This is a genomic window from Pseudundibacterium arcticum (genome assembly GCF_042646465.1).
In the GTDB taxonomy this organism is placed as follows: Bacteria; Pseudomonadota; Gammaproteobacteria; order Burkholderiales; family Burkholderiaceae_D; genus Undibacterium_A; species Undibacterium_A arcticum.
This window is the reverse complement of record NZ_JBHRTP010000041.1, coordinates 81,706-107,648: the sequence shown is the minus strand read 5'-3', so window position 1 is coordinate 107,648 and position 25,943 is coordinate 81,706. Positions and strand designations below refer to the sequence as shown.

At 59.7% G+C, this 25,943-nt stretch carries 25 protein-coding genes, 1 pseudogene and 1 riboswitch; of the genes and pseudogenes, 20 read left to right on the top strand and 6 right to left on the bottom strand.

Annotated elements, in window-relative coordinates; genetic code table 11:
• Nucleotides 1–117: 117 nt before the first annotated feature.
• Nucleotides 118–1,308: an HPP family protein gene (locus ACFOFO_RS14560; protein WP_390327161.1), complete on the bottom strand. Its 1,191-nt coding sequence runs from the start codon at nucleotides 1,306–1,308 to the stop codon at nucleotides 118–120.
• Between the two features lie 127 nt (nucleotides 1,309–1,435).
• Complete coding sequence (locus ACFOFO_RS14555) at nucleotides 1,436–1,699, bottom strand: hypothetical protein (RefSeq protein WP_390331865.1); 264 nt, start codon at nucleotides 1,697–1,699, stop codon at nucleotides 1,436–1,438.
• A gap of 14 nt (nucleotides 1,700–1,713) precedes the next feature.
• Nucleotides 1,714–1,882: riboswitch (yybP-ykoY riboswitch) on the top strand.
• 12 nt (nucleotides 1,883–1,894) lie between these two features.
• Between ACFOFO_RS14555 and ACFOFO_RS14550 the strand changes: the two genes are divergently transcribed.
• Nucleotides 1,895–2,470 (top strand): TMEM165/GDT1 family protein, encoded by a 576-nt coding sequence (locus tag ACFOFO_RS14550; protein WP_390331863.1) that lies wholly within the window; start codon nucleotides 1,895–1,897, stop codon nucleotides 2,468–2,470.
• A gap of 456 nt (nucleotides 2,471–2,926) precedes the next feature.
• Here the strand turns inward: ACFOFO_RS14550 and ACFOFO_RS14545 are convergent, their stop codons facing one another.
• Complete coding sequence (locus ACFOFO_RS14545) at nucleotides 2,927–4,393, bottom strand: aminotransferase-like domain-containing protein (protein ID WP_390327156.1); 1,467 nt, start codon at nucleotides 4,391–4,393, stop codon at nucleotides 2,927–2,929.
• A gap of 174 nt (nucleotides 4,394–4,567) precedes the next feature.
• Between ACFOFO_RS14545 and ACFOFO_RS14540 the strand changes: the two genes are divergently transcribed.
• A complete protein-coding gene (locus tag ACFOFO_RS14540; RefSeq protein WP_390331862.1) occupies nucleotides 4,568–4,909 on the top strand; it encodes a DUF2917 domain-containing protein in 342 nt (113 codons plus the stop codon).
• A 90-nt stretch (nucleotides 4,910–4,999) separates the two neighbouring features.
• Nucleotides 5,000–6,178, top strand: a complete 1,179-nt coding sequence (locus tag ACFOFO_RS14535; protein ID WP_390327152.1) for a benzoate/H(+) symporter BenE family transporter — start codon at nucleotides 5,000–5,002, stop codon at nucleotides 6,176–6,178.
• 72 nt (nucleotides 6,179–6,250) lie between these two features.
• Here the strand turns inward: ACFOFO_RS14535 and ACFOFO_RS14530 are convergent, their stop codons facing one another.
• Nucleotides 6,251–7,843 carry an alkaline phosphatase D family protein gene (locus ACFOFO_RS14530; protein WP_390327150.1) on the bottom strand — a complete coding sequence of 531 codons (1,593 nt, stop codon included), beginning with the start codon at nucleotides 7,841–7,843 and terminating at the stop codon, nucleotides 6,251–6,253.
• 48 nt (nucleotides 7,844–7,891) lie between these two features.
• Nucleotides 7,892–8,281, bottom strand: a complete 390-nt coding sequence (locus tag ACFOFO_RS14525; protein WP_390328253.1) for an acyl-CoA thioesterase — start codon at nucleotides 8,279–8,281, stop codon at nucleotides 7,892–7,894.
• Between the two features lie 148 nt (nucleotides 8,282–8,429).
• Here ACFOFO_RS14525 and ACFOFO_RS14520 point away from each other — a divergent pair, with 148 nt between their 5' ends.
• Nucleotides 8,430–10,298, top strand: a complete 1,869-nt coding sequence (locus ACFOFO_RS14520; RefSeq protein WP_390327148.1) for an ABCB family ABC transporter ATP-binding protein/permease — start codon at nucleotides 8,430–8,432, stop codon at nucleotides 10,296–10,298.
• Between the two features lie 193 nt (nucleotides 10,299–10,491).
• Nucleotides 10,492–10,998 carry a DUF5615 family PIN-like protein gene (locus tag ACFOFO_RS14515; protein WP_390331860.1) on the top strand — a complete coding sequence of 169 codons (507 nt, stop codon included), beginning with the start codon at nucleotides 10,492–10,494 and terminating at the stop codon, nucleotides 10,996–10,998.
• Nucleotides 10,999–11,133: 135 nt separating this feature from the next.
• On the opposite strand, the gene ACFOFO_RS14510 is transcribed toward ACFOFO_RS14515, so the two are convergent.
• A complete protein-coding gene (locus ACFOFO_RS14510) occupies nucleotides 11,134–11,706 on the bottom strand; it encodes a hypothetical protein (protein WP_390331858.1) in 573 nt (190 codons plus the stop codon).
• On the opposite strand from ACFOFO_RS14510, the pseudogene ACFOFO_RS14505 reads away from it, so the two are divergent.
• The 15 genes and pseudogenes from ACFOFO_RS14505 to ACFOFO_RS14435 form a co-directional block, all read left to right on the top strand.
• Nucleotides 11,617–12,095: pseudogene (locus tag ACFOFO_RS14505) on the top strand (REP-associated tyrosine transposase). The gene ACFOFO_RS14510 and the pseudogene ACFOFO_RS14505 sit on opposite strands and share 90 nt — an antisense overlap.
• A 200-nt stretch (nucleotides 12,096–12,295) precedes the next feature.
• Nucleotides 12,296–12,826, top strand: coding sequence for an REP-associated tyrosine transposase (locus tag ACFOFO_RS14500; RefSeq protein ID WP_390331855.1), 531 nt, complete (start codon nucleotides 12,296–12,298; stop codon nucleotides 12,824–12,826).
• Nucleotides 12,827–13,068: 242 nt separating this feature from the next.
• Nucleotides 13,069–13,704, top strand: a complete 636-nt coding sequence (locus ACFOFO_RS14495; RefSeq protein WP_390327140.1) for a LysE family translocator — start codon at nucleotides 13,069–13,071, stop codon at nucleotides 13,702–13,704.
• A gap of 131 nt (nucleotides 13,705–13,835) precedes the next feature.
• Nucleotides 13,836–14,726: an AraC family transcriptional regulator gene (locus ACFOFO_RS14490; protein WP_390327139.1), complete on the top strand. Its 891-nt coding sequence runs from the start codon at nucleotides 13,836–13,838 to the stop codon at nucleotides 14,724–14,726.
• 172 nt (nucleotides 14,727–14,898) lie between these two features.
• The gene (locus ACFOFO_RS14485) at nucleotides 14,899–15,807 is read left to right on the top strand and encodes a PhzF family phenazine biosynthesis protein (protein ID WP_390331854.1); all 909 of its coding nucleotides are present in this window, start codon (nucleotides 14,899–14,901) and stop codon (nucleotides 15,805–15,807) included.
• Nucleotides 15,808–16,020: 213 nt separating this feature from the next.
• Complete coding sequence (locus ACFOFO_RS14480) at nucleotides 16,021–16,977, top strand: LysR family transcriptional regulator (protein WP_390327137.1); 957 nt, start codon at nucleotides 16,021–16,023, stop codon at nucleotides 16,975–16,977.
• A gap of 420 nt (nucleotides 16,978–17,397) precedes the next feature.
• Nucleotides 17,398–18,684: a Glu/Leu/Phe/Val family dehydrogenase gene (locus tag ACFOFO_RS14475; protein WP_390327135.1), complete on the top strand. Its 1,287-nt coding sequence runs from the start codon at nucleotides 17,398–17,400 to the stop codon at nucleotides 18,682–18,684.
• 500 nt (nucleotides 18,685–19,184) lie between these two features.
• Nucleotides 19,185–20,144: an amino acid ABC transporter substrate-binding protein gene (locus ACFOFO_RS14470; protein WP_390331853.1), complete on the top strand. Its 960-nt coding sequence runs from the start codon at nucleotides 19,185–19,187 to the stop codon at nucleotides 20,142–20,144.
• A gap of 207 nt (nucleotides 20,145–20,351) precedes the next feature.
• Nucleotides 20,352–21,104 (top strand): amino acid ABC transporter permease, encoded by a 753-nt coding sequence (locus ACFOFO_RS14465; protein WP_390327133.1) that lies wholly within the window; start codon nucleotides 20,352–20,354, stop codon nucleotides 21,102–21,104.
• A gap of 2 nt (nucleotides 21,105–21,106) precedes the next feature.
• Nucleotides 21,107–21,799, top strand: coding sequence for an amino acid ABC transporter permease (locus tag ACFOFO_RS14460; protein ID WP_390327132.1), 693 nt, complete (start codon nucleotides 21,107–21,109; stop codon nucleotides 21,797–21,799).
• Nucleotides 21,800–21,897: 98 nt separating this feature from the next.
• The gene (locus tag ACFOFO_RS14455; protein WP_390331852.1) at nucleotides 21,898–22,623 is read left to right on the top strand and encodes an amino acid ABC transporter ATP-binding protein; all 726 of its coding nucleotides are present in this window, start codon (nucleotides 21,898–21,900) and stop codon (nucleotides 22,621–22,623) included.
• Nucleotides 22,624–23,068: 445 nt separating this feature from the next.
• Nucleotides 23,069–23,530, top strand: coding sequence for a hypothetical protein (locus ACFOFO_RS14450; protein ID WP_390327128.1), 462 nt, complete (start codon nucleotides 23,069–23,071; stop codon nucleotides 23,528–23,530).
• Nucleotides 23,531–23,627: 97 nt separating this feature from the next.
• Nucleotides 23,628–23,975, top strand: a complete 348-nt coding sequence (locus ACFOFO_RS14445; protein WP_390331851.1) for a hypothetical protein — start codon at nucleotides 23,628–23,630, stop codon at nucleotides 23,973–23,975.
• Between the two features lie 29 nt (nucleotides 23,976–24,004).
• Nucleotides 24,005–25,066 (top strand): dihydroorotase, encoded by a 1,062-nt coding sequence (gene pyrC / locus ACFOFO_RS14440; protein WP_390327126.1) that lies wholly within the window; start codon nucleotides 24,005–24,007, stop codon nucleotides 25,064–25,066.
• 408 nt (nucleotides 25,067–25,474) lie between these two features.
• Nucleotides 25,475–25,943, top strand: a 469-nt coding sequence (locus ACFOFO_RS14435) for a DUF3025 domain-containing protein (RefSeq protein ID WP_390331850.1), incomplete at its 3' end; no start/stop codon positions are given.

Genomic DNA, 25,943 nt, shown 5'->3' with positions numbered 1-25,943 from the left:
TTTCTCCCTCCCCTTCAAGGGGAGGGCTGGGGTGGGGATGGGCCAGGCAATTGCATGCAGACGGATAGCTCTATCGTGCACCCTCTTGCGTCGGCCAACACCGCCTCTGGGCGGTTTTTATTTGGCCTGTGCCTCCGCGGTGCGCGTCTCGCCCAACCGCGCCCGATACATGCCCGCAATCAGATCGGTCTGCGTGACAATGCCGACCAGGCGCTTTTCGGCATCGAGCACCGGCACATGATGCCGTCCGGAAGCGGACAGCAGCGGCACCAGTTCCACGATGTGCATGGACGCGAGCACGCTGCGGACCGAGCTGCTCATGATCTGACCGACGACTTCCGGCTTGTCCGAATGGGTGTGGCCGATGCGGCGGATGAAGCCGCGCAGCTTGGCGTCGAAGCTTTGGTGCAGATCCAGCTCTGCATGTTCCATGAAATCGGTCTGGGTCACGATCCCGATTACCCGGCGCGCGCGGTTGATGACCGGTAGCGCCTTGATGCGGTGCTCACGCAGCAGCCGCCACGCATCTTCCAGCGTGGTGCCGAACTCGACCGTGACGACATCGCGCGACATGATGTCGGCACAGCTGATCTCGCCGAAGCGGCGCCGGTAGGCGTGCATCTCGGTCTGCAGCAACAGGCTTTCCAGATCGTCGCGGCTGATGTCCAGCACCTGGTTGTACTGTTTCAGCACATCGTCCAGATCGGCCGGCGTGAAGCCGAGGCGGTCGGCCGCCGGCGCGTCGGCGGTGCCATGCGTCCTGGCGTGCTCCAGCCGGGTCGGGTGCGGATAGCGCCGGCGCGTCGCATTGTTGAATAGCAGCGCCACCAGCAGCAGCAAGGCCGAGTTCAGCAACACCGGCAACAGCACGAAGCGGTAGCCTTGCGCCAGGATCGCCGGCCCGCCCAGCACTGCAGTCAGCGCCACCGCGCCGCTGGGCGGATGCAGGCAGCGCAGCGCAAACATCGCGCCGATCGCAGCGGCAACCGCCACCGCAGCGGCCAAGGTCGGATCGGTAATCCACAGCGCACAGCTCACGCCGATCAGCGCCGACACCACATTGCCGCCGATGATGGACCACGGCTGCGCCAGCGGGCTGGCCGGCACCCCGAACAGTAAAACGGCCGATGCACCCATCGGCGCAATCAGCAACGGTAGTCCGGAATTGGACCCCAGGCTGAGGCGGGTCGCAACGCCCGTCAGCAAGATGCCGAGCAAAGCGCCGCAGCACGCCCGCAGCCGCTCGACCGGGTTGACCCGGACCGCACCGGGCACGAATCCCTGCAACCATTGTAAAAACGGGTTCACGCGATGCCACTCCTTAGTCAGATCGATTAGTCAGATCGATTGGTCAGATTGATGTAATTCATGCAAGCGGGCAAGTTTACCCTACCAGCCGCCCGATGACTTGCGGGAGACGCGGACCAATTGCCGGCTACCAGCTCAATATCGTGCGTTGGCGTAAAATTCCACGGGGGCATCCTCGATCGCGCAATGCTGTTGCAGGCGCTGGGGTGCCGAACGGGTTGCGGTAGTCGACGATCTGGAACGGCGCCGGCTGGTCGGCCTGATCTCGCGCAGCGATCTGATCAAGACCTCGCCGCGCTTTTTCGAAGAAGAGCATCCGCGTGAAAAATTCATGCACTGGATGAGGCGCAGCGGCGGAAAGGCCTGAAGCCAGCGCCGCCCAGATTTGCATTACAATAGCCGGGATTTTCTGTCATTGGGGAGTAGTCTCCTGCGTCGTTGCAGGGAATGCGTCAACATACTTGGCTGTTGCCATGGCGTATTCGACCCTCGGGTTTGGCGAGACCTTTGACACGTGTACTGCCGTTTCCAGGGATTGGGCGGGTGGTAGGCGTGTCATTGGTTCCTGTTTCGCCCGATCCGCCTGATGACCATGGAAGCCTTCCTCGTATCTGCGCTAGCCGTCACGGTCGGCGAAATCGGCGACAAAACCCAACTGCTGGCACTGCTGCTGGCGGCCCGCTTCAAGCGGCCGCTGCCGATCATCGTCGGTATTCTGGCGGCGACCTTGCTCAACCATTCGCTGGCCGGTCTGCTCGGCGAATGGATCCGTACCGCGCTCAGCCCCGCTACCCTGCGCTGGATCCTCGGCATCTCGTTCCTGCTGATCGCGGCGTGGGCGCTGAAGCCCGACGAGATCGACGAGGAAGCGAAGGAGCGCGGCCACTACGGCGTATTCGCGATTACCTGCATCACCTTCTTTCTGGCCGAGATGGGCGACAAGACGCAGCTGGCGACGATCGCGCTGGCGGCGAAATATCCGGATCTGTTGCAGGTGGTGGCCGGGACTACGCTCGGCATGATGATCGCCGACGTGCCGGCGGTGATCCTGGGCAAGGTGGCGTCGCCGCAATTTCCGTTCAAGCTGGTGCGGTTTATCTCGGCCGGGATTTTTGCGGTGCTGGGGCTGGCGGTGTTGCTGGGGTTTGGGGCGTTGTTGTAATCGTTGTTATAACGTTGCAGTAATCGTGGTTATAAATTTGCGCCGCAGCGCTGAATCGCTCACCAAATCGTAACAATTGTGGGACTGTCAGATATCAGGCAACGCTCCATAAACTTGGTCGTCCCAGCGAAAGGTGGAGCAGGGAATTCGGACAGCACGCTGTCCGCCTGTGCAACGGTCTGCGCTTGCAAGCGCAGATGCGACCTGCAAGGGGGGACCCAGTGGCGTACGTTGTGCACCGTGATGTCGGCTAGGTGGTTACACGAGAGTCAGTTGAGTTGGAATAGCGCTCGGGTGATGCGACGAAAGACGCTGGGTCCCAGCGTTCGCTGGGACGACGATGACGGAGTCTGCCAATCTGTTCGATCGGCAGTGTTTTTGCAGGAGTATCTGTCAAAAAACGCCCAAAGCCCATGTATTCATTGCGCGCAATAAAAATACTGACGCCAGTATATTTCATTCCCGCAAACGCCCCTCAGCCCCATGCCCACCGTCTGCCGCCTGATGCACCAGCGCGCCGAGCCGCCGCACCGCGGTCTCGATCTCGGCGCTCCAGGCATTGCCGCAATTGAGGCGGAGGTGATGATCGAACTTGCCCGACGCCGAGAACAGCGGGCCCGGCATGAACGCGATGCCGTTCTGGATCGCGCTGTGATGCAGCGCCAGCGCGTCGACCTGCGGCGGCAGCTCGACCCACAGCACGAAGCCGCCCTGCGGTTCCGAGATCACGCATTGCGACGGGAACGCCTCGGCGATCACGTCCGACATGTGGGCGATCCGCTGCGCCAGTGTGCGCCGCATCTTGCGCACCTGATTGTCGTAACTGCGCCCGCTCAGGAATTCGCCCAACACCGCCTGGAAGAAATGGCTGGTGGCGCCGCTCGATACCATTTTCAGAAACGCCACCTGCTGCGCATAGCGTCCCGCCACCGCATAGCCAACCCGCGCCGCCGGGCTGACTGCTTTCGAAAACGATGAGCAGAGCAGCACATTGCCGCTGGTGTCGTAGGCCTTGACCGGCCACGGTCGCTCGCTGCGAAAACACAGGTCGCCGTACACGTCGTCCTCGATCAGCGGCACCTTGTGCTGCGCCAGCAGCGCGGCCAGGCGCTTCTTGTTGGCTTCCGGCATGACGCAGCCGAGCGGGTTATTCGCATTCGGGATGAACAGGCAGGCCTGTACCAAACCCTCACTCAGCGCCAGTTCCAGCGCGTCGAGCGAGACGCCGGTGGCCGGGTGGGTCGGGATCTCGAGCGCCTTCATGCCCAGGCTCTCGATCAGTTGCAGCAGCACGAAATAGGTGGCCGACTCGATCGCGATGGTGTCGCCCGCCTTGGCCACCGCGCGCAGGCACAGGCTGATCGCTTCGGTACAGGAGCTGGTGACCACGATTTCGGCCGGATCGAGCTTGCCCCAGTCCAGCGCGCGGCGCACGACCTGGCGCTCGAAGTTAGGTTCATTGGTAATGAAGCAGTTGACGCTGGCCAGCAGCGATGGATCGTGCCGCCCGACCGAACCGACCAGTTGCTGGATCCGTTTGGTCGGCAGCAGCTCGTCCGGCGGCCAGGCCGAGCCGAGCTGAATCACGCCCGGCGTCTCGTTGGCCTGCAGAATGCGCATCAGCAGGTTGTTGATGCCGACATAGGCCGGCGCCTTCAGGCTTTCCGCTGCCACCGTCACGCTCGCGAGGACCAGATTGCGCGCGCGGTGCCGCACATAGAATCCGGCCTGCGGCCTGACATCGAGCAAGCCGCGGTCTTCCAGCAGGCGCAGCGCCTGCATCACGGTGCTGATCGACAGCCGTTTTTGTTGCGCCAGATGGCGGATCGACGGCAAGCGGTCGCCCGGCGCAAAGACGCGGCTGGCGATCAGCGCGCCGAGCTCGTCGGCCAGATGTTCATACAGGTTGATGGGGCTGGACATGGTGTCATTCTGCCGCGGTCAGGTGTTGCCGGAATAGATACAGTGAGACCCATTTTAGACCATCACAGTTGATCAAGGAATCAACTGTGATGGTAACAATTTCGTTTTACTGCATCTGTTATCAAGCGCTGCGCCGCCGTATTCTTGTTGCATGGACAATCACAGGAGGCTGCAATGAGATCGCACCAGCAACAGTATGCCTTGATCGAAAATCATCCGCTGCGCCTGACCTGGGCCAAGGGCCATCGGGTCGAATGCGTGTCCGGCCGGGTCTGGATCACCGCCTACAACGAGGGCGGCGACATCGAGCTGACGGCGGGCCAGCAGTTCATCATTCCGAATCACGGCCTGGCGCTAGTCGAGGCGATTGGCACTGCCGCGGTGCGGACCGACAAGCCGAACCTGGCGGCGGATATACTGGTCGCCATGTTGGCTGCCGGCAAGCTGAAGCTGCGGCGCGCATTGGCGGTGCCGCAGGCCTTGGCCGGTGCGCTCGGTCTGGGGCAGCGGCATTGAGATCGCCAGCACGGCAAGACACACTCATCTGCGGTGGCCAGCATGCCTGAGACAGGAATTCTTTCGACTGGTTGGGGAGTGACGCGGCAGATGAGCAAGACATTTTCGTGGTCCAGCATCGCGGCCGGCTTCGTCACGGTGCTGGTCGGCTTCACCAGTTCGGCGGCGATCGTGTTCCAGGCCGCCGGTGCGGCCGGCGCCACGCCGGCGCAGATCAGCTCGTGGATCGGCGCGCTCGGGCTCGGCATGGGGCTGACCTGCATCGGCTTGTCGCTGCGCTACCGGGCACCGATCGTGACCGCCTGGTCGACACCCGGCGCGGCGTTGCTGGTGACCAGTCTGGCCGGCGTCTCGCTGCCGCAGGCGATTGGCGTATTCATGTTCGCCGCCGCGCTGGCGATCTTATTTGGCATCACCGGCTGGTTCGAGCGGGTGATGAACCGCATCCCGTTATCGATTGCGGCGGCGATGCTGGCCGGGATCCTGGCGCGTTTCGGGATGGACGTGTTCGTCGCGATGAAGCTGCAATTCGCACTGGTATTTGCGATGTTCATCGCCTATCTGCTGCTCAAGCGGCTGCTGCCGCGCTACGCCATCATCCTGGTGCTCGGGTTCGGCATCGCGCTGGCGGCGCTGCAGGGGCTGCTGCATTTCGAGCACTTTCATGTCGCACTGGCGCAGCCGGTCTTCACGATGCCGGAGTTTGCCTGGAGCAGCCTGATCGGCGTCGGCATCCCGCTGTTCGTGGTCAATATGGCGTCGCAAAATGCGCCCGGCGTCGCGGTGCTGCGCGCCTCCGGCTACAGCACGCCGATCTCGCCGTTGATCAGCTGGACCGGCATCACCACACTGTTGCTGGCACCATTCGGCTGCTTCGCACTGAATCTGGCGGCGATCACGGCCGCCATCTGCATGGGCAAGGAAGCGCACGAAGATCCAAACAAGCGCTATCTGGCCAGCATCGCGGCCGGTGTGTTCTACCTGCTGGTGGGTTTGTTCGGCGCCACCGTCGGCGCGCTGTTCGCCGCGTTCCCGAAAGAGCTGGTGCTGGCGATTGCCGGCATGGCCTTGTTCGGCACCATCGCCAACGGCTTGACGGTGGCGATGGCCAACGAGCGCCAGCGCGAACCGGCGCTGATCGCGTTCCTGGTGACCGCGTCCGGCGTGTCACTGTTCGGTGTCGGCGCCGCGTTCTGGGGGCTGGTGGCGGGAGCGCTGTCGATGCTGGCGCTGAGCTGGCAGCGCACTAAACCGGAGAACGTGCGCTGAGAAGTAGGATGGGTGCAACCCATCGGTTGACCGGCCGGCACGATGGGTTGTACCCATCCTACGAGTTCAGATTCAACTACTGCGCTGCACCCCGGGTAATCCATCCTGCACCACAAAACTGGCCAGCGTCGCAAATCCTGAATCCGCGCGCGACACATCGTCGAGCGCCTGAAACAGCACCTTGCTGTGCGCCGGCGTAATTTCCAGCATCATGAAGCCGCGCTTGTCGCTGCGGCCGAACTTGATATGCGGATTCTGCGCCACGTACTGCTCGGTGCGCGCCTGCGGCCGCGAGCTGGAAGTGACCGAGGTGCCGCAAAATTCGGTCGCAAGCACCGGGTTCAGCGCCGAACTGGGCTGATAGAAATCGCGTTGCAGATTGGCGGCGTAAAAGCTGTGGACGTCGCCGCTTAGCACCAGCGGGTTGGCGACCCGGTGCTGCACGATATCGTCGAACAGGCGCTGGCGCGCCACCGGATAACCATCCCAGCCATCGGTCCAGAACCGGCCTTCGGACGGGAACTGCATCGGGCTCTGGCTGTTTTGTGCCATCAGGGTTTGTTGCGCCAGGATGTTCCAGCGCGCCGGCGAGGTCGCGAAACTATCCGCCAGCCAGGTTTCCTGTTCGTGCCCGAGCATGCTGCGCTCCGGCTGCAGCCGTTCCAGGCAAGTCGACGTGACCGAGCTGGAGCCGCCCCGACCGGGAGTGTGGCAGGCTTGGTGCGCGCGATACTGGCGGTCGTCCAGCACATGAAAGCGTGCCAGCCGGCCCCAGTCGTAGCGCTCGTAAATCCGCATATGCGCAAACTGGCTGCTGCCATTCGTTGGGATTGGCCGCAGCACCGGCAGCCGCAGCGGCATGTGTTCGTAGAATGCCTGGTAGGCCGCCGCGCGGCGCGTCAGGAAATGCGGATCGAGCCGTTCGTCGCGGTCGTTGGCGTAGTCGTTGCTAACGTCGTGATCGTCCCAGGTCACGATCCACGGCGCCGCCTGGTGCGCCGCCTGCAGATGCGGGTCGGTCTTGTATTGGGCATAACGGGCGCGGTAATCGGCCAGCGTGAAGCTCTCGTTGCTGCGCCGCGGCCGCAGCGGATGCGCCAGATCGTAGGGTCCCCATTCGTAGATATAGTCGCCCAGAAAAGCCACCAGATCCGGCGCCGCCAGCGCGATATGGCGGTGCGCCGCGTACTGGCCGAATTCCCAGTGCTGACACGACGCCACCGCCAGCCGCAGCGTGGCCGGCATCGCCTGTGGCGGCGGTGCGGTGCGGGTGCGCCCGACAGGGCTGACCGCATCGCCCAGCATGAAGCGGTACCAATACCAGCGGCCGGGCCGCAAACCGCCGACGTCGACATGCACGCTGTGCGCCAGCTCCGGCAGCGCCGGCGCCACACCCTGCGCCACGATACGATGAAACGCCTGATCCTCGGCCAGTTCCCAGCGTACTGCCAATACCACCGGCGGCAGTGCGTTCGCGTTCAAGGGATCTGGCAGGATGCGGGTCCACAGCACGATGGCGGTCGGCAGCGGCGAACCGGATGCGACGCCGAGCCGGAACGGATAATCGACCGGGTCGGCAGCCGCGATGGCCGGAAACAGCGCGGCAGCGCCGGCCAACGCAGCCAGCCGGGCCGATTGTGCGAGGAAGTGGCGGCGATCCGGCATGCCGCTAACGCGCGAATCCTGTGGGGCCGAGACGCGCGTGTTGGCGCATTAAAATGTGTACGTCGAGGTCAGCGAATCGAGCGGCGGGATCAGGCGCGGCTTGCGGTCCTCGCCGGTGGCGACATAGGTCAGCGTCGCCTCGGTCACCTTGACCGTGTCGGCCTGCAGCCGGTTGCGCTCGGCATAGACTTCGACATTGACGGTGATCGAGGTATTGCCGACCTTGACGATCTCGGCGTAGAACGACAGCAGGTCGCCGACGAATACCGGATGCTTGAACAGGAAGGAATTGACCGCGATGGTCGCGACCCGGCCGTTGGAACGCCGCACCGCCGGCAGCGAGCCGGCAATATCAACCTGGGCCATGATCCAGCCACCGAACACGTCGCCATAGACATTGGCATCGGCCGGCATCGGCATCACCCGCAATTGCGGCATTTTGCCGGCCGGCAGGCCCGGAAGCTTGCCGCTGTCCTGGGCTGCCTGGCTTGGGATTTGGGTTTGGGTGTCGCTCATGAATTCCCCTGAAAGGCTACAATCGTTCTCAACTCAGTTTCCATTGAACCATAAAAGAACCGTATCCGCCATGCGCCGTAATTCACCTTCACAGCCCACGATGCCTGCGAGCGGCCAGCCGCGCAACGACTGGGCCACACTCAAAACCCTGTTCCCCTACCTGTGGGTCTACAAATGGCGCGTCATGCTGGCGCTGCTGTGCCTGGTCGGCGCCAAGATGGCCAATGTCGGTGTGCCGCTGGTGCTGAAAAAACTGGTCGATGCGATGAGCATCGGGCCGGGCAACCCGAAGGCGCTGCTGGTACTGCCGCTCGCCCTGCTGATCGCCTACGGCGTGCTGCGCATGTCGACCAGCCTGTTTACCGAGCTGCGCGAATTCATGTTCGCCCGCGTCACCCAGCGCGCGGTGCGTACCATTGCGCTGCAGGTATTTCGGCACCTGCATTCACTGTCGCTGCGGTTTCACCTGAACCGCCAGACCGGCGGCATGACGCGCGACATCGAGCGCGGCACGCGCGGCATCTCGTCGCTGGTGTCGTACACCCTGTTTTCGATCCTGCCGACGCTGGTCGAGATCGCACTGGTGATCGGCTACCTGGTACTGCATTACGACATCTGGTTTACCGTCATCACGGCCGGTGCACTGGTCCTGTACATCGCCTTCACGATCTCGGTGACCGAGTGGCGCACCCATTTCCGCCGCACCATGAACGACCTCGATTCCCAGGCCAGCACCAAGGCCATCGATTCGCTGATCAATTATGAAACGGTCAAGTATTTTGGCAACGAGGAATACGAAGCGCGGCGTTACGACGAAGGCCTGAAGCGTTACGAGACCGCCGCGGTCAAGTCGCAAACCTCGCTGTCGGTGCTCAATACCGGGCAGGCCACCATCATCGCGAGCGCGGTGTCGCTGATCCTGTGGCGCGCGACGCAAGGCGTGATCGACGGCAAGATGACGCTGGGCGATCTGGTGCTGGTCAATGCCTTCATGATCCAGTTGTATATTCCGCTGGGTTTCCTCGGCGTGCTGTACCGCGAGATCAAGCAAAGTCTGGCCGACATGGAGCGATTGTTCACGCTGCTCGACCAGAACCGCGAAGTGGCCGATGGCGCGCATGCGCAACCGCTGGCGGCGCGCGGGGCCGAGGTCAAGTTTTCCAATGTCGAATTCAGCTACGAAAGCAATCGCCAGATCCTGTTCGGCGTCGACTTCACGATTCCGGCCGGCACCACCACCGCCGTGGTCGGCCATAGCGGTTCCGGCAAGTCGACCCTGTCGCGGCTTCTGTTCCGTTTCTACGATGTCAACAGCGGCCGCATCACGATCGACGGCCAGGACCTGCGCGACATCACGCAAGCCTCGCTGCGCGCGTCGATCGGCATCGTGCCGCAGGACACCGTGCTGTTCAACGACACCATCGAATACAACATCGCCTACGGCAAACCGGGCGCCACCAAGGACGAGATCATCGCTGCCGCGCGCGCCGCCTACATTCACGATTTCATCGAAACCTTGCCGGATGGCTACGCCACCATGGTCGGCGAGCGCGGCCTGAAATTATCCGGCGGCGAAAAGCAGCGCGTCGCGATCGCGCGCACGGTGCTGAAGGACCCGGCGATCCTGATTTTCGACGAGGCCACCTCCGCGCTCGATTCCAAGTCGGAGCAGGCGATCCAGGCGCAGCTGAAAGAGATCGCCAAAAACCGCACCACGCTGGTGATCGCGCACCGGCTGTCGACCATCAGCGACGCCCAGCAAATCCTGGTACTGGAACACGGCCGCATCGTCGAGCGCGGCACCCACACCCAACTGCTGGTCGCCGATGGCGCCTATGCGCAGATGTGGGCAAGGCAGCAGGCGAAGCAGGAAGAGGCGGCCAATTCGCCGGAGGCGGGCGAGCTTGATGCGGATGCCGAGCTGCGCTCGGCGGCGTGATTGTGTTTTCCGCATCATAGGACATACACTGCGTGATGTTTTTCATGGCTATTTAGTACTGTATTTTTATCCAGTTCACTATCAAAACAACCACGCGGCAAGGGTTTGTGATGATTTGGTCGCCAAGGTTAAAAGGCTTGGGGCCAGGTTACTCAGACAGTTGCTGTCCGTCTAAATACAGTTAGGCACAAACATGTGGAAGCCATTTCCAAAATTGTCAGATGATGAAATGCGCGATTTCGAACGAGAGTTCAAGAAGAAAGCACGATTTCTCGTCGATGAAAACATGGGAAACGATGTCGCAGTCTTACTCCGTGATTTTGGCTATAACGCAATATTTGTCGCTGAAGCCGGATTGATAGGCCACCCTGACGAGACCGTCTTTGCATACGCATGGAAAGACAATCGCATAATACTTACGCATGACAGAGACTATCTGGACGACAGGCAATTCCCCTTCCATAGAAACCCAGGGGTTATTGTTCTTCCGGGTGCAGGAGGCGATGGTAGCTTGGAGCCTGCAATTGCCGATCTACTTAGGCTCGTTGCTCCATACGGGAACGCGCACATTGGAGCGAAGATTGAAGTTACACAAGATAGAGTTTGGACTGTTCGAGGTTTCATAAAAGCAGAGGGCAGGCACTTCGAGAAGCGCGTTAAGTTGGAGCGAAATGGTGAAGCTTTAGAATGGCAACCTTAGCTTCATGTCCCTAACCCATCAATCCACCTGACCTGTGCGACAAGCCGCGCAGGCCGGTGATTTCAAAAGTTTAGTCCTCAATGAATTTACAGCCGTGGCACTTCTTCGCAATTGCATTTGGCCTCGCAAGCGCTATCAGTTGGTACGTAAAGAGACGAGTAATCGCCTTTCTAATTGCGCCGTTGGCAGGTTGGCTGTTGCTCGCGCTGCCAAGTTGCGTGGGAATGAATAATCATGATTTCGCCAAATCCACTCGCTCAGCCGACGAATTCTTCTGGTTGTTGGTGCTGATACCGCATTGCTTGGTATTTGGCATTCTTGGAGTCGTCGTGGGCCGCTTTGTAAGGCAGCTTTGGGATAATCGTTGATTATTGCCGAATGAATTTTTGCCTCCGAGGCGCAAAACATTCTTTTTTTTTCCGTTACCCCGTTTTTGCTCCGGTCCGCGCGCGATGCGGGAAGGATCGGCGCATGGGGCGTTGGGTATTTGAAGGCCGTAAGACGTATTTGGTAGGGCGTCAATAAGCGCAGCGTATTGCGCCGCATGGGATGCGCTAAACTCCCGCGATGCCCAACTACCGACGCGCCTGGCATCCGGGCGGCACTTATTTTTTCACCGTGAATCTTCTCGAACGCTCTGGCAACGATTTGCTGGTGCGGCATATTGATCATCTGCGCGACGCGGTACGCCACGTTCGGATCCATCATCCTTTTACCATCCACGCTTGGGTCGTACTACCCGATCATCTGCATTGCGTGATCGAACTTCCGCCTGGCAATACCGATTTTGCGACACGCTGGCGCTTAATCATTGTCGTTTTTCCAAATCCATTCCCAACACTGAATTGCTTTCTGGAGTGCGCTTGCGGCGCGGCGAACGCGCGATTTGGCAACGTCGTTATTGGGAGCATTTGATACGCGATGAACGGGATTTTGCTGCGCACATGGACTACGTGCACATCAATCCACTCAAGCATGATTTGGTTAAACAGGTGGCGGATTGGCCGTTTTCAACATTTCACCGTCTGGTGGATCAAGGTGTTTATCCTACCGATTGGGCGGGCGGGGCTGAAGACGGCACGCAATATGTTGAGTAGGCATGCGGCGCAATGCGCTACGCTTATTGACGCCCTACTAGTTGATAAGGCCGTACGGCGTATGGTAGGGCGTCAATAAGCGCAGCCCTTGCAGGGCGCATATCCGCTTGCAAGCGGATACCGTTCCGCAGGCGTGGGGCAGTGCCCCAAAAAACCCGTGCTGCACCATTGCGCCGCATGGGATGCGCTAAACTCCCGCGATGCCCAACTACCGACGCGCCTGGCATCCGGGCGGCACTTATTTTTTCACCGTGAATCTGCTCGAACGCTCTGGCAACGATTTGCTGGTGCGGCATATTGATCATCTGCGCGACGCGGTACGCCACGTTCGGATCAATCATCCTTTTACCATCCACGCCTGGGTCGTACTACCCGATCATCTGCATTGCGTGATCGAACTTCCGCCCGGCGATACCGATTTTGCGACACGCTGGCGCTTGATAAAAATTCTTTTTTCCAAATCCATTCCCAACACTGAATTGCTTTCTGCCGTGCGCTTGCGGCGCGGCGAACGCGCGATTTGGCAACGTCGTTATTGGGAGCATTTGATACGCGATGAACGGGATTTTGCTGCGCACATGGACTACGTGCACATCAATCCACTCAAGCATGGTTTGGTTAAACAGGTGGCGGATTGGCCGTTTTCAACGTTTCACCGTCTGGTGGATCAAGGTGTTTATCCTACCGATTGGGCGGGCGGGGCTGAAGACGGCACGCAATATGTTGAGTAGACATGCGGCGCAATGGTGTAGCAGGGGTTTCGTGGGGCGTTGCCCCACGCCTGCGAAACGGTATCCGCTTGCAAGCGGATATGCGCCCTGCAAGGGCTACGCTTATTGACGCCCTACTAGTTAATGAGGCATGACCCTCTATCGTGCGAACAGCCACCGGCAAGCCGGTCGCTGCTGTTCATGTCGAACCTTATGCGTCAGAATTGGCCGTGCATCCCCTTCCCGAACAGGAGTAAATCCCAATGGTCGACCTATCCACACTTTCCGTCTTCTTGCTTGCCGTGCTTGCGCTGTTTCTCTCGGCCGGTCCAAACATGGCTTTCGTGCTGTCGCACGGGGTCACGCATGGCCCGCGCGGCGGGTTTGCGGCGGCGCTGGGCATTACGGCTGCCGATCTGACGCTCACGCTGCTCACGGCCACTGGCGTCACGGCCCTCGTCGCAGCCTGGCCGCCTTCGTTTGATGTGCTGCGCTATCTCGGTGCGATTTACCTTATATGGCTCGCGTGTCAGGCCATCCGTTCCCCGGGCAAGGCCATCATCACGCGCCGCGAGTCCTCCTCGCTGGTGCGGGTATTCAGAATGGCCATGCTCAACAGCCTGCTCAATCCCAAGGCATTGCTGTTTTTCATGGTGTTCCTGCCGCAGTTCGTGGTCGAGTCGCACGGGCAGGTCGCTGTGCAGCTCACCGTGTTGGGCTGCACGCTGTCCGTTGCAGCACTGTTGTTCAACTCCGCGTTGGGCGCATTCAGCGGCCAGGTCGGGGCCTACTTGAATCGCAGCCCACGGGCGGCAAAGTACCAAAGCTGGTTCCTGGGTGCGGTTCTGTTCTCGCTGGCCTTACATTTGCTCATCCTGGAGCGCCCAACGCCGCGCTGAACACCGTGTGCTTGCGCCAAAGGCGCGTATATGTCAGGGCGCGTGACCGCAAATTCAGCAAGTTCAGCAACTTCAGTCAGGCTTTGTTGACTTCCGGGCGATAAGCTCTCGATTGCCAAGGAGATACTTCGTTGAATGCAACAAAAGCAGAGCGCTATCGCGCCCGATTTTGCAAAGTGCTGGAGTACATCGATGCCAATCTGGATAACGACCTGACCGTGAAGACACTCAGCAGCGTTGCTGCTTTCTCGAAATATCATTTTCACAGGCAGTTTGCTGAACTCTTCGGAATCGGCGTCTACAAATACGTCCAACTATGCCGCTTGAAGCGAGCCTCCTATCAGCTCGCATTTCGCAGCAACAGCCCAATCATCGACATCGCATTGGCCAATGGTTACGAAGAGCCTGAGTCGTTCTCTCGCGCATTCAAGAAGAGCATCGGGCAATCACCGTCCGGGTTCAGAAAACAGCCACAGTGGAATCCCTGGTACGCAACCTATCAACCTTTACGCGAACTGAGGATCAATCACATGAAGTCTGCAAAACAAACCGAACAGGTCAAGATCGTCAACGTCACCGACACAAACGTCGCCGTCCTCGAGCATCGTGGCGACCCCCGCTTGGTCGGGAACGCCGTGCGCAGCTTCATCGAATGGCGCAAACAAAATCAGTTGTCGTCGCGAGTCAGCGCTACTTTCAACATTCTCCATGACAACCCGACGGACGTCGCACCTGAGGACTATCGCTTTGACCTATGTGCAGCGACCGATCGCGACGTGCTCGACAATCCATTTGGGGTTGTGCGCAAAACGATCCCTGGTGGCCGATGTGCCGTGCTGCGGCACATCGGCTCCGACGATACGCTTGGCGAGACCGTCAGTGTCCTGTACTCGGAATGGCTCCCGCAAAGCGGCGAGGAACTGCGAGATTTCCCGATGTATGTCCAGCGCGTCAAATTTTTTTCCGATACGTCGGAGCACGATGCCATTACCGACGTGTTTCTACCCCTCATGCCACAATAGTATTATTCATATCGGACTCCGCTCGGGATTGATCACTGACACCCACCCATGAGGCCAGTTGGCACGATGATGCCGCGAAAAAGTAGGGGGGAGTCCAACCCATCATTCGAGGGTCGACGTTTTTGGAATGCGCCAAAATGCACCCTTTATTTCAACGATAGGCAACACTGCCATGACTCTGCGAACACTCTCCTTCTCGCTAGTTGATGTTTTTGCCCGCGAACCCTTGTCTGGCAATGGCTTGAGCGTGTTCTTGCTCGATGACGAACTGCCCACCCATGCCATGCAGCGCATCACGCAGGAGATGCGTCAGTTCGAGACGATCTTTCTACGTCGTATCGAAGGAACATCAAGATTCAATACTCGAATCTTCACCATGGAAGAGGAGCTTCCGTTTGCAGGGCATCCAGTCATCGGTGCCGCGGCGCTGCTGCATTCCGAGCTGTTTTCGATGGACGATTTAGCCCACCTTGAGTTGGTTATGCCGGACCGCAGCATCCACGCGACGAGTCGCCGCCAAGGTGTGTCCTACTACGCGGAAATGGATCAAGGCGTTGCAACAGTCGGACCACCGATCCCCGCGGCAAAGAATGGGGCATTCTTAAAGGCACTCAATCTTTCAGTAGCGGACCTCGCTTCTGATCTTCCGCTGCAGGTTGTCTCGACCGGACTGCCATACCTGATCGTGCCGATCAGGTCGAATCTTGAACGCGCTCGGATCGTCATTCCGGACTTTGAAACCCTGCTCGCGACCGTTGGCGCCAAGTTCGTCTATGTCCTCGACGTCGGTCCACTGGAAGGGCGCACTTGGGACAACGATGGTCGCGTTGAAGATATTGCAACTGGAAGTGCGGCAGGGCCCACCGCGGCGTATCTGGTTACGCACAAGCGGGCGTCAACTGGCGAGAGCATTGTCTTGGCGCAGGGACGGTTTCTCAATCGGCCAAGCGAGCTTCATGCAACCGTCAGAGGCGGCTCCGAACTGAGCGTAAGTGTCCGCGGTCACGTCTGTTTCGTTGGAAGTGGGGCATTAAGGCTGCCTAACACGTTGTTCCAGCCGACCGTCTTCGACGGCGGCTAAACTATCAACAGCAAGGTTGTCCAAGCCGAACCCTGTCTGGACAGAACGCTGAGTTCGCGATCCGGTTGCGCAATACGCGCTTCCAATTGGCGAATTGCTGCGGTAGGCCAATAGCGTCAACCGCTGAGCAATCGCGGGCCGACCCGGACAGCCGCCGCGACGATATTGTTCGTCACTTTTGCACCCGCCGCCAATCCGCACTACCATAACGCGATGGAAACCAAATGGCTCGAAGACTTCATCTCCCTCGCTGAAACCCGCAGTTTCAGCCGCTCGGCCGAACTGCGCCACGTCACGCAACCAGCTTTTTCGCGCCGCATCCAGTCGCTCGAAGCCTGGCTCGGCACCGACCTGATCGACCGCACCTCGTACCCGACCAGCCTGACGCCGGCCGGGGTCGTGTTTTACGAGCAGGCGATGGAGATGCTGGGACAGATCAGCAATGCGCGCGCCATGTTGCGCGGCAAGGGCAGCACGACCCAGACCACGCTCGATTTCGCGGTGCCGCACACGCTGTCGCTGACCTATATGCCGAAGTGGATCAGCGCGCTGGAAGCCGGATTTTGCAGCTTCAACACGCGCCTGATCGCGCTCAATGTGCACGACGCGGTGATGACGCTGGTCGAGGGCGGTTGCGACCTGCTGCTGTGCTACCACCACCCGCACCAGCCGGTGCAGCTCGACACCAGCCGTTACGACATGCTCAGCCTCGGCAGCGAATCCCTGCGCGCCTATTCGCGCTGCGACAAGAGCGGGGTGCCCCACTTCAGCCTGCCCGGCAAGCCTGGTGCGCCGCTGCCGCTGCTGTCTTACACCAACAACGCCTATCTCGGGCGCATGGTCGAGCTGATCCTGAGCGCTGCCAAGCGCCGGCTGCTGCTCGAAAAGCGCTACGAGACCGACATGGCAGAAGGCCTGAAGATGATGGCGCTGGAAGGCCACGGCATCGCGTTTCTGCCCGAGTCCGCAGTGACGCGCGAGGTCAAGCAAAAGCTGCTGGCGCGCGCCGACGGCGGCAGCGGTGACTGGGAACTGGAGATGGAAATCCGCCTGTACCGCGAACGTCCGTCCGAGCAACGTCCCGGCAAGCCGCTTGCGGCGCGGCTATGGAATTACCTTGAGCAGCAGAAGGAAGCCGAGCGGAAGCAGCGCGAAAAGAAACGTAAATAAGTCGGGGAAACTGCCTGGCTCCGCTAAATCGCCGGATGCCGCAGTCGTAGGATGGGTGCAACCCATCATGTTCGCCAGATGAGCGCCAGATGAGATGATGGGTTGCACCCATCCTACGTCCTGCTTCACCTTACTGGCCTGCGGCCACGCTGGGACCCAGTGGCGTTCGTCGCATTCTCAAATTTTCGATCAGGCGACGAACAGCATTTTGCCGGCACGACGCATCGACAAAATAGTTCCCCACACCGCTCGATCCGCATCCGCCTAATTTTCAATCCGCATAGTTATGCAATTTATGCATAGTTGCATGCGCACAAAGCATTGGCTGTCGCTCACGATGTTGCCCTAGGATGCGTTACCGCTGCGAACCGATCATGAGTCGCGCCGCAGCTTTAATAAATTCCAAATGGAGCAGATTCGATGTCCAGCAATCACGAAATTCCATCCTACCTGACGCCGCACGGCCTTGGCCCATGGGGCAACTATCTTGAACAGATCGATCGCGTGACGCCTTACCTCGGCTCGCTGGCGCGCTGGGTCGAAACCCTGAAGCGTCCCAAGCGCATCCTGATCGTGGACGTGCCGATCGAGCGCGACAACGGCACCATTGCCCACTTCGAAGGTTATCGCGTGCAGCACAACCTGTCGCGCGGTCCGGGCAAGGGTGGCGTGCGTTTTCACCAGGACGTCACGCTGTCGGAAGTGATGGCGCTGTCGGCCTGGATGACGGTCAAGAACGCAGCAGTCAACGTGCCTTACGGCGGCGCCAAGGGCGGTATCCGGGTCGATCCGAAGACGCTGTCGAAAGGCGAGCTGATGCGCATGACGCGCCGGTACACCAGCGAGATCAACATCATCATCGGGCCGAACAAGGACATTCCTGCGCCGGACGTCAACACCAACGAACAGACCATGGCGTGGATGATGGACACCTACTCGATGAACCAGGGCAGCACCGCGACCGGCGTCGTCACCGGCAAGCCGGTGTCGCTCGGCGGCAGCCTGGGACGGCGCGATGCGACCGGGCGCGGCGTGTATGTGATCGGCTGCGAAGCAGCGTCCAAGCGCGGCATGCAGATCCACGGTGCGCGCATCGCGGTGCAGGGTTTCGGTAATGTCGGCGGCGTCGCGGCGCGCCTGTTCGCCGAAGCCGGCGCCCGCATTGTTGCGGTGCAGGACCACGCCACCACCGTGGTGCACGAAGGCGGCCTGAACATCGAAAAGCTGCTGGCGCACGTTGCCGCCAACGGCAGCGTCGAAGGCTTCGAAGGCGCGGACTGCTTCATCGAACGCGACCAGTTCTGGGGCGTCGACTGCGACATCATGATCCCGGCCGCGCTGGAACAGCAGATCACCAGCGCCAACGCCAGCCAGATCAAGGCCAAGATCATCCTGGAAGGCGCCAACGGCCCGACCACGCCGGCAGCCGATGACATCCTGCACGACATGGGCGTGCTGGTGGTGCCGGACGTGATCGCCAATGCCGGTGGCGTGACCGTCAGCTATTTCGAATGGGTGCAGGATTTCTCCAGCTTCTTCTGGCACGAAGATGAAATCAACGAGCGCCTGACCCGCATCATGCGCGAGGCGTTTGCGGCGGTGTGGCAGGTCGGGCAGGACAACAAGGTATCGCTGCGCACCGCGGCCTTCATCGTCGCCTGTACCCGCGTGCTGCAGGCGCGCGAAGTGCGCGGCCTGTACCCCTGATCTGCAGGGCAATCTCACGAAGAGCCACATGACATAGGTGATGCCTGGTCGAGTTCCCTCCCCCTTCCAGGGGGAGGGTTAGGGGCGCAGCAGGGAATTCAGGAGGCACGCCTCCTGCCTGCGAAGCGGTATCCGCCTGCAAGCGGATATGCGCACTGCAAGTGGGGGTAGTGTGGTTGATGAATGATGCACGTTGCCGATCGACCGTCCTACCCCCATCCCAACCTTCCCCCTGCAAGGGGGAAGGGGCAAGAAGCATTGGCCAGCACGATGCGCAATTGATCGATCGTCCAAGGGCCGGATTTGCCGGCTTGCAAGAAGCGCCGCCTTGACCAAAATCAAGACGGCGCACGCTTTTTTTGTTCACGCTTCCAGCGTGCGTCCGCCAGCTACGGGCGTGATAGTTTTGCTACGTATAATTCCCGATGGCCCCGGCTTTTCTGTTGTCTTACCATGACAGAACCTACATACCCAAAAATCCTCTTTACCGGGAGATAAAAATGAAATTATCCAAATTGGCCGCTGCACTGATTAGTGTCGGCCTGGTCGCGGCCACGATGGCAGGCGCTGCGCAAGCCGCCGAACTGACCGGTACCCTGAAAAAAATCAAGGATACCGGCACCATCACGCTGGGTGTGCGCGACTCGTCAATTCCATTTTCCTACCTCGATGACAAGCAGTCGTATCAGGGCTATTCGGTCGATCTGTGCCTGAAGGTCGTGACCGCGGTGCAAAAGCAGTTGGGCCTGACCGCGCTCAAGGTGGTGCTCAATCCGGTGACTTCTGCCACCCGTATCCCGCTGATCGCGAACGGTACCATCGATCTGTCCTGCGATTCGGCCACCAATAATCTGGAGCGCCAGAAGATTGTGGCGTTCGCGCCGACCTATTTCATCACCGCCAATCGACTGTTGGCCAAGAAATCTTCCAATATCAAGTCGCTGGACGACATGAAGGGCAAGACCATCGTCTCCACCTCCGGCACTTCGAACCTGAAGCAGATCACCGCGCTCAACGCGGAACGTAACCTGGGCATGAATATCCTGACTGCCAAGGATCACGCCGAATCCTTCCTGATGGTCGAAACCGGCCGCGCGGTCGCGTTTGCGATGGACGACATCCTGCTGGCGTCGCTGGCTGCCAACTCCAAGGCACCTGCTGATTACGCGATCACGTCCGAGCCACTGTCGGTCGAGCCGTACGGCATCATCGAGCGGCGCGACGATCTCGAGTTCAAGAAGGTGGTCGACACCGCGCTCGGCAACCTGTTCAAATCGGGCGAAGTGAACAAGATCTACGACAAGTGGTTCATGTCGCCGATTCCGCCCAAGGGCATCAATCTAAACGTGCCGATGAGCCCACAACTGAAGGCCGCCTTCGCGCACCCGACCGATTCCGGCGATCCGGCCGCGTATGCCGTGGTACCTGAAGCGCAAAAGCAGTCGACCAAGAAGAAGTAAGTTCTACCGAAGTCGAGCGAAAATGGGGGGCGCGAGCCTCCCGTTTTTGCATTGGGCTTTGCCCATCGCCGCTTGTGGCATAGTGAATCGTGCGCCATGCGCATGTGACCCGCTTATGCGCGGTATCGACGACACGGCAAAAATCGCAGCATCGCAGAATCCCAAAATAAAAAATGTCGCGTCGCAGCGCAATCGAGGAGAGAAAAAATGCACTATAACTGGAACTGGACCATTTACTGGCAGGAATCTCCTGACGGTGTCCACACCTATATGGACACCTTGCTGGCCGGCCTGAAATGGACCCTCGCCACGTCCGTGTCAGCCTGGATCATGGCGCTGGTCATCGGCACCATCATCGGCACCATCCGCACCACGCCCAACAAGTGGGCGGTACGTACATCCAACGTGTATATCGAAATTTTCCGCAACATCCCGCTGATCGTGCAGATGTTCCTGTGGTATTTCGTGATGCCGGAAATCGTCCCGGCCAATCTCGGCAACTGGCTCAAGAACCTGCCGAACGCATCCTTCATCACCGCCTTTCTGGCGCTCGGCTTCTTCACCTCGGCGCGGATCGCAATCCAGGTCTCGACCGGCATCCAGGCCCTGCCGCGCGGCCAGCAGATGGCCGGCACCGCGATCGGCCTGACCTTGCCGCAAACCTATCGCTATGTGCTGCTGCCGATGGCGTTCCGCATCATCATCCCGGCCATGACCAATGAGTTCGCCGCGATCATCAAGAACAGCTCGGTCGCGCTGACCATCGGCCTGGTCGAACTGACCGCCGCCGCCTATTCGATGCGCGAGTTCACGTTCCAGACCTTTGAATCGCTGACCGCCGCCACCGTCATCTACATCATCGTGTCGGCCATCGCGCTGGTGCTGGCGCGCCTGCTCGAATCCAGGACTGCAGTGCCGGGCTTCATCGCCGCCAGCAACACCAACGCGGGAGGGCACTAGCCATGTCCCATTTCGACTTCGATGTGATCCAGCGCTCGTGGCTGTACCTGTTTACCACCGGCATGAAGTTCACCTTGACGCTGACCTTCTTTGCGATGCTCGGCGGCATCGTGTTCGGCACCCTGCTGGCGATGATGCGGCTGTCGCACAGCAAACCGATCTCGTTGGTGGCCACCAGCTACGTCAACCTGATCCGCTCGATCCCGCTGGTGCTGGTGATCTTCTGGTTCTACTTCCTGGTGCCGTTTATCGGCGCCTGGCTGATCGGCGCCAGTGAGCCGATCCGGGTCGGCGCATTCCAGTCGGCGATGATCACCTTCATCCTGTTCGAGGCCGCTTATTATTGCGAGATCATGCGCTCCGGCATCCAGTCGATCCCGCGCGGCCAGATTTCTGCCGGCTATGCGCTCGGCATGAACTACTGGCAAATGATGGGCAACATCGTGCTGCCGCAGGCGTTCCGCAACATGATCCCGATCCTGCTGACGCAGACCATCGTGCTGTTCCAGGACGTGTCGCTGGTGTATGTTCTCGGTTCGGTGCCCGACTTCGTCAGCGTCGCATCCAAGATCGCGCAGCGCGACGGCCGACTGGTCGAAATGTACAGCTTCGTCGCAGTGGTCTATTTCGTGATGAGCTTCGGACTGTCGTACCTGGTCAAGCAGCTGCAAAGAAGAGTCGCGATTATTCGATGAGCCATCGTTGAGCCATCGCTGAACCATGGCCGATCCGCTGGCGAAGGTGGCCAGTGCGGATCGACCGCAGAAAAATTTACGCAATCCGGGAGAACAATATGATCGAACTAAAAAACGTCAGCAAATGGTACGGCAACTTCCAGGTCCTGACCGACTGCACCACCCAGGTCGCCAAGGGCGATGTGGTGGTCGTGTGCGGCCCGTCCGGCTCCGGCAAGTCGACCCTGATCAAGGCCGTCAACGGACTCGAACCGTTCCAGAAGGGCGAGATCGTGGTCGACGGCATCTCGGTCGGCGACCCGAAAACCAACCTGTCCAAGCTGCGCGCCCGCATCGGCATGGTGTTCCAGAATTTCGAACTGTTCCCGCACCTGTCGATCACGGAAAACCTGACCATCGGCCAGATCAAGGTCTTGGGACGCAGCGTTGACGATGCGCGCGTGCGCGGCCTGAAATATCTGGATCGCGTCGGCCTGATCGCGCAAAAGGACAAATTCCCCGGCCAGTTGTCCGGCGGCCAGCAGCAACGCGTCGCGATCGCGCGTGCACTGTCGATGGACCCGATCGCGATGCTGTTCGACGAACCGACCTCGGCGCTCGACCCGGAAATGATCAACGAAGTGCTGGACGTGATGGTCGGCCTGGCGCAGGAAGGCATGACCATGATGGTGGTCACGCACGAGATGGGGTTTGCCAAGCGGGTCGCGAATCGCGTGGTGTTCATGGACCAGGGGCTGATCGTCGAGGACTGCAGCAAGGAAGAATTTTTCAACACCCAGCGCTCGGAGCGGGCGCGGGATTTCTTGGCGAAGATTATTCATTGACTGGTGGTTTTGGCGTTGGCGCGAGGGCCGGCGTTTATGAAAATGGGCACCGTTGTGGTGCCCATTTTTTATCATGGAAAGCCGTAACTTCGTTTGGTTTTCCTCTGCGAAGACCTTTACTGACAACCTGATTCATAAATGAACAGCATTCACACAGCAATGCGGAGCGGCGTTGATTTTGCGCATAGTTGTCGTTCCAGAAATTACGTAGTGTGTTAGGTGTCAACCGTTTCTATGAGGAGAAACAAGTGATGTTTGCCATGGAAAAATTTCTCTGTTTTAACTGCAAATCAGAAAATGAATTCAATCCGAACCAATATAGGCGATATAAGCCAACTAGTCTCGTTCTTGAAAACAAAGCATCGCACATGGGAAAAAAAGAGGTAATGATTGAATGCAAAGCCTGTGGCAAAGCCAATAAGGTGGTTATCAATGAGAGTCCGTAATGACTGAAGCTGCAAATAGCGAAATTCAGCATGGCACGGCTCCGTCCGCAGAAGAGAATGCCGAATTCCAAGAGGAGAAGAAATTTTATTTTGAATGGGCAAGGGAAAGCATCAAAAGCAGCATAGCGCTAGCCAACGACATCCTTAAACAATTGGTAACCCTCAATACTGCATTGCTTGGGGGAGCTTCCGTGTTGCTCAATGAAGAATTGATTGATCCTGCAGGAAAGTTTTTCATAGTTTTCCTGTTTTTTGTCGCTCTAATAATTTCCTTCATAGGAATGTTTCCATACGAAGCGCCGTGGAGAGAGTCGTTGAGCGAACACCTGAACGAGATAAAGAACGATAAATCAGCTGCGCTTGAACATAAGTGGAAATACATTCGGAGAGCAGGTACATTCATGGCCTTTGGTTTCGGGGTGGCGATTTTTGGTCTTGCTCTACAGCTGTGTCACCGCTGACGACCCATTCATCCAGCAAGTAGCAAGTAGGGCGCAATAAGTGCAACGCATTGCGCCGCATGTTCAGCGGTGAATCACTTGTGCGGTTGATTTGCGATTGCTGGCCGGTGGTGGACCGGCGGCCACTCACTTTTCTTGTCTCGCCAAGAAAAGTAAGCAAAAGAAGGCGGCCGCACAGTCGCTGCCCTGCGGGTTCCCGTTTGTGCGCAGCAAAAAATGGGAAATGGACGAAACTCGCCTTCGGCTCAGACAACGTCCATTTCTGATCCATTTTCTGCTGCGCACAAACGGCAGCGCCAAAGCGGAACGTCAACGTCAACGTCAAAGATCACCTCAAAATCAAGGCCGCAGCATCCATGGGCCTTCCATCATGGAAATGCTTCGTGAGGCGCATGGATATTGCGTCAGCGTTTCCAAGCTTCTTACACGACACCGCAACAGGTAAAATGGCGGCATAGCCAACAAGGATGCCCCATGCAAAACCCAGCAAGTCAATCAACAACAATTCAATCCCTCACCATCACCCGCCCCGACGACTGGCATCTGCACCTGCGCGACGACGCCGCGATGGCGTCCGTGTTGCCGCACACCGCGCGCCAGTTCGGCCGCGCGATCGTGATGCCGAACTTGAAGCCGCCGGTGACCACCACCGCGCAGGCGCTAGCCTATCGCGCGCGGATTCTGGCGGCTTTGCCAGAAGGAATGACGTTCGAGCCCTTGATGACGCTGTACCTGACCAACAACACGCCGCCCGACGAGATCCGGCGCGCCAAGGACAGCGGTTTCATCCACGCGGTCAAGCTGTATCCGGCCGGCGCGACTACCAATTCCGATGCCGGCGTGACCGATCTGGCCAATTGTTATAAGACGCTGGAAACGATGCAGCAGCTTGGCATGCCGCTCGCGGTGCATGGCGAGGTGACCGATCCGGCGGTCGATATTTTCGACCGCGAGGCAGTTTTTATTGACCGGGTGATGCAGCCGCTGCGGCGCGACATGCCGGAACTGAAGGTGGTGTTCGAGCACATCACGACCAGGGACGCGGCGCAGTATGTGATGGAGGCGGTCGGCCCGGTCGCGGCCACCATCACCGCGCATCACCTGCTATACAACCGCAACGAGATCTTCAAGGGCGGGATCCGGCCGCATTACTACTGCCTGCCGGTGCTGAAGCGCGAGACCCATCGCCAGGCCTTGGTGGCGGCGGCGATCAGCGGCAGCGCGCGCTTCTTTCTCGGCACCGATTCGGCGCCGCATCCGAAGGGGCTGAAGGAGCACGCCTGCGGTTGCGCCGGTTGCTACACCGCGCTGCATGCGATGGAGCTGTATGCGCAGGTGTTCGATCAGGCTGGTGCGCTGGACAAGCTGGAGGGGTTTGCCAGCTTTAATGGGCCGGCGTTCTATGGCTTGCCGCGCAATGCCGGTACGGTGACCCTGCAGCGCGAGGAGTGGACGGTGCCGGCTGAATTGCCGCTGGGGGACGCGACTATCGTGCCCTTGAATGGCGGCGAGAAGATTGGGTGGCGGCTGGTGTAGGGGTTGTGGTTCGGTTGGTGGCGGTGCCGTTGGCTTGTCGATGGTTCCGGGGCGCGGCGAACGACACTGGGTCCCAGCGTTCGCTGGGACGACGGTGCGGAGGGTGGGAATCGGTGAAGGACGGGCCGGTATATGTGGTGCTTGCCGAAGGGCTGGAATGATGGGGGGGTGTTTCCGCGTTCGTTAGCCGGGAATGCCTACTAAGTTGTCGTCCCAGCGAACGCTGGGACCCAGTGGCGTTACTCCGCACAGTCCGTCATAGGTTGCCGCGCCAGACCGCATTGAATGGCGTCGAAGCTCCTTGTTGATCACCGCCGACGAAAAAATATACTGCCACCTGTATTTTTCAAAGCCGAATTAAATCAAGCGCATTAGGCGCTAATTTGCACAATACTCCCCAATAATCACGTGAAACAGACCGAAGTCAAAGCCGTTGCCAGCTGGCCCGAGATCGACTGGACGCGCCCCTGGTATGCCTCGGTGCTGGCTGCCGCCCACGCCGTCAACGCGGCGCCGGACTGGCGCGCCGCGCTCAATGCGCAGGCCGGCGCGCAGGGCTTGCGCAATGCGCGCGGGCTGCCGCTGCGCTTCGTGTCGCAAGCCGCGCTGCCCGACGGCCAGGCTTATGAAGCCTTCATCGACGCCAGCGGTAGTGTCCCGACGCGCGACAATCTGCACGATTTTTTCAATGCGCTGGTGTGGCTGTCTTTTCCGCGCATCAAGGCGCAACTGAACGCGCTGCAGGCGGCGCAGATTGCGCTGGCCGGGATCGGCAAGTCGCGCGGCGCGGCGCGCGATGCGGCCACCATCTTTGACGAGAATGCGGCACTGATCGTGGTGCGCGCCTGCGAGTCTGCGGCCGAGGCGCCGGCCGCCG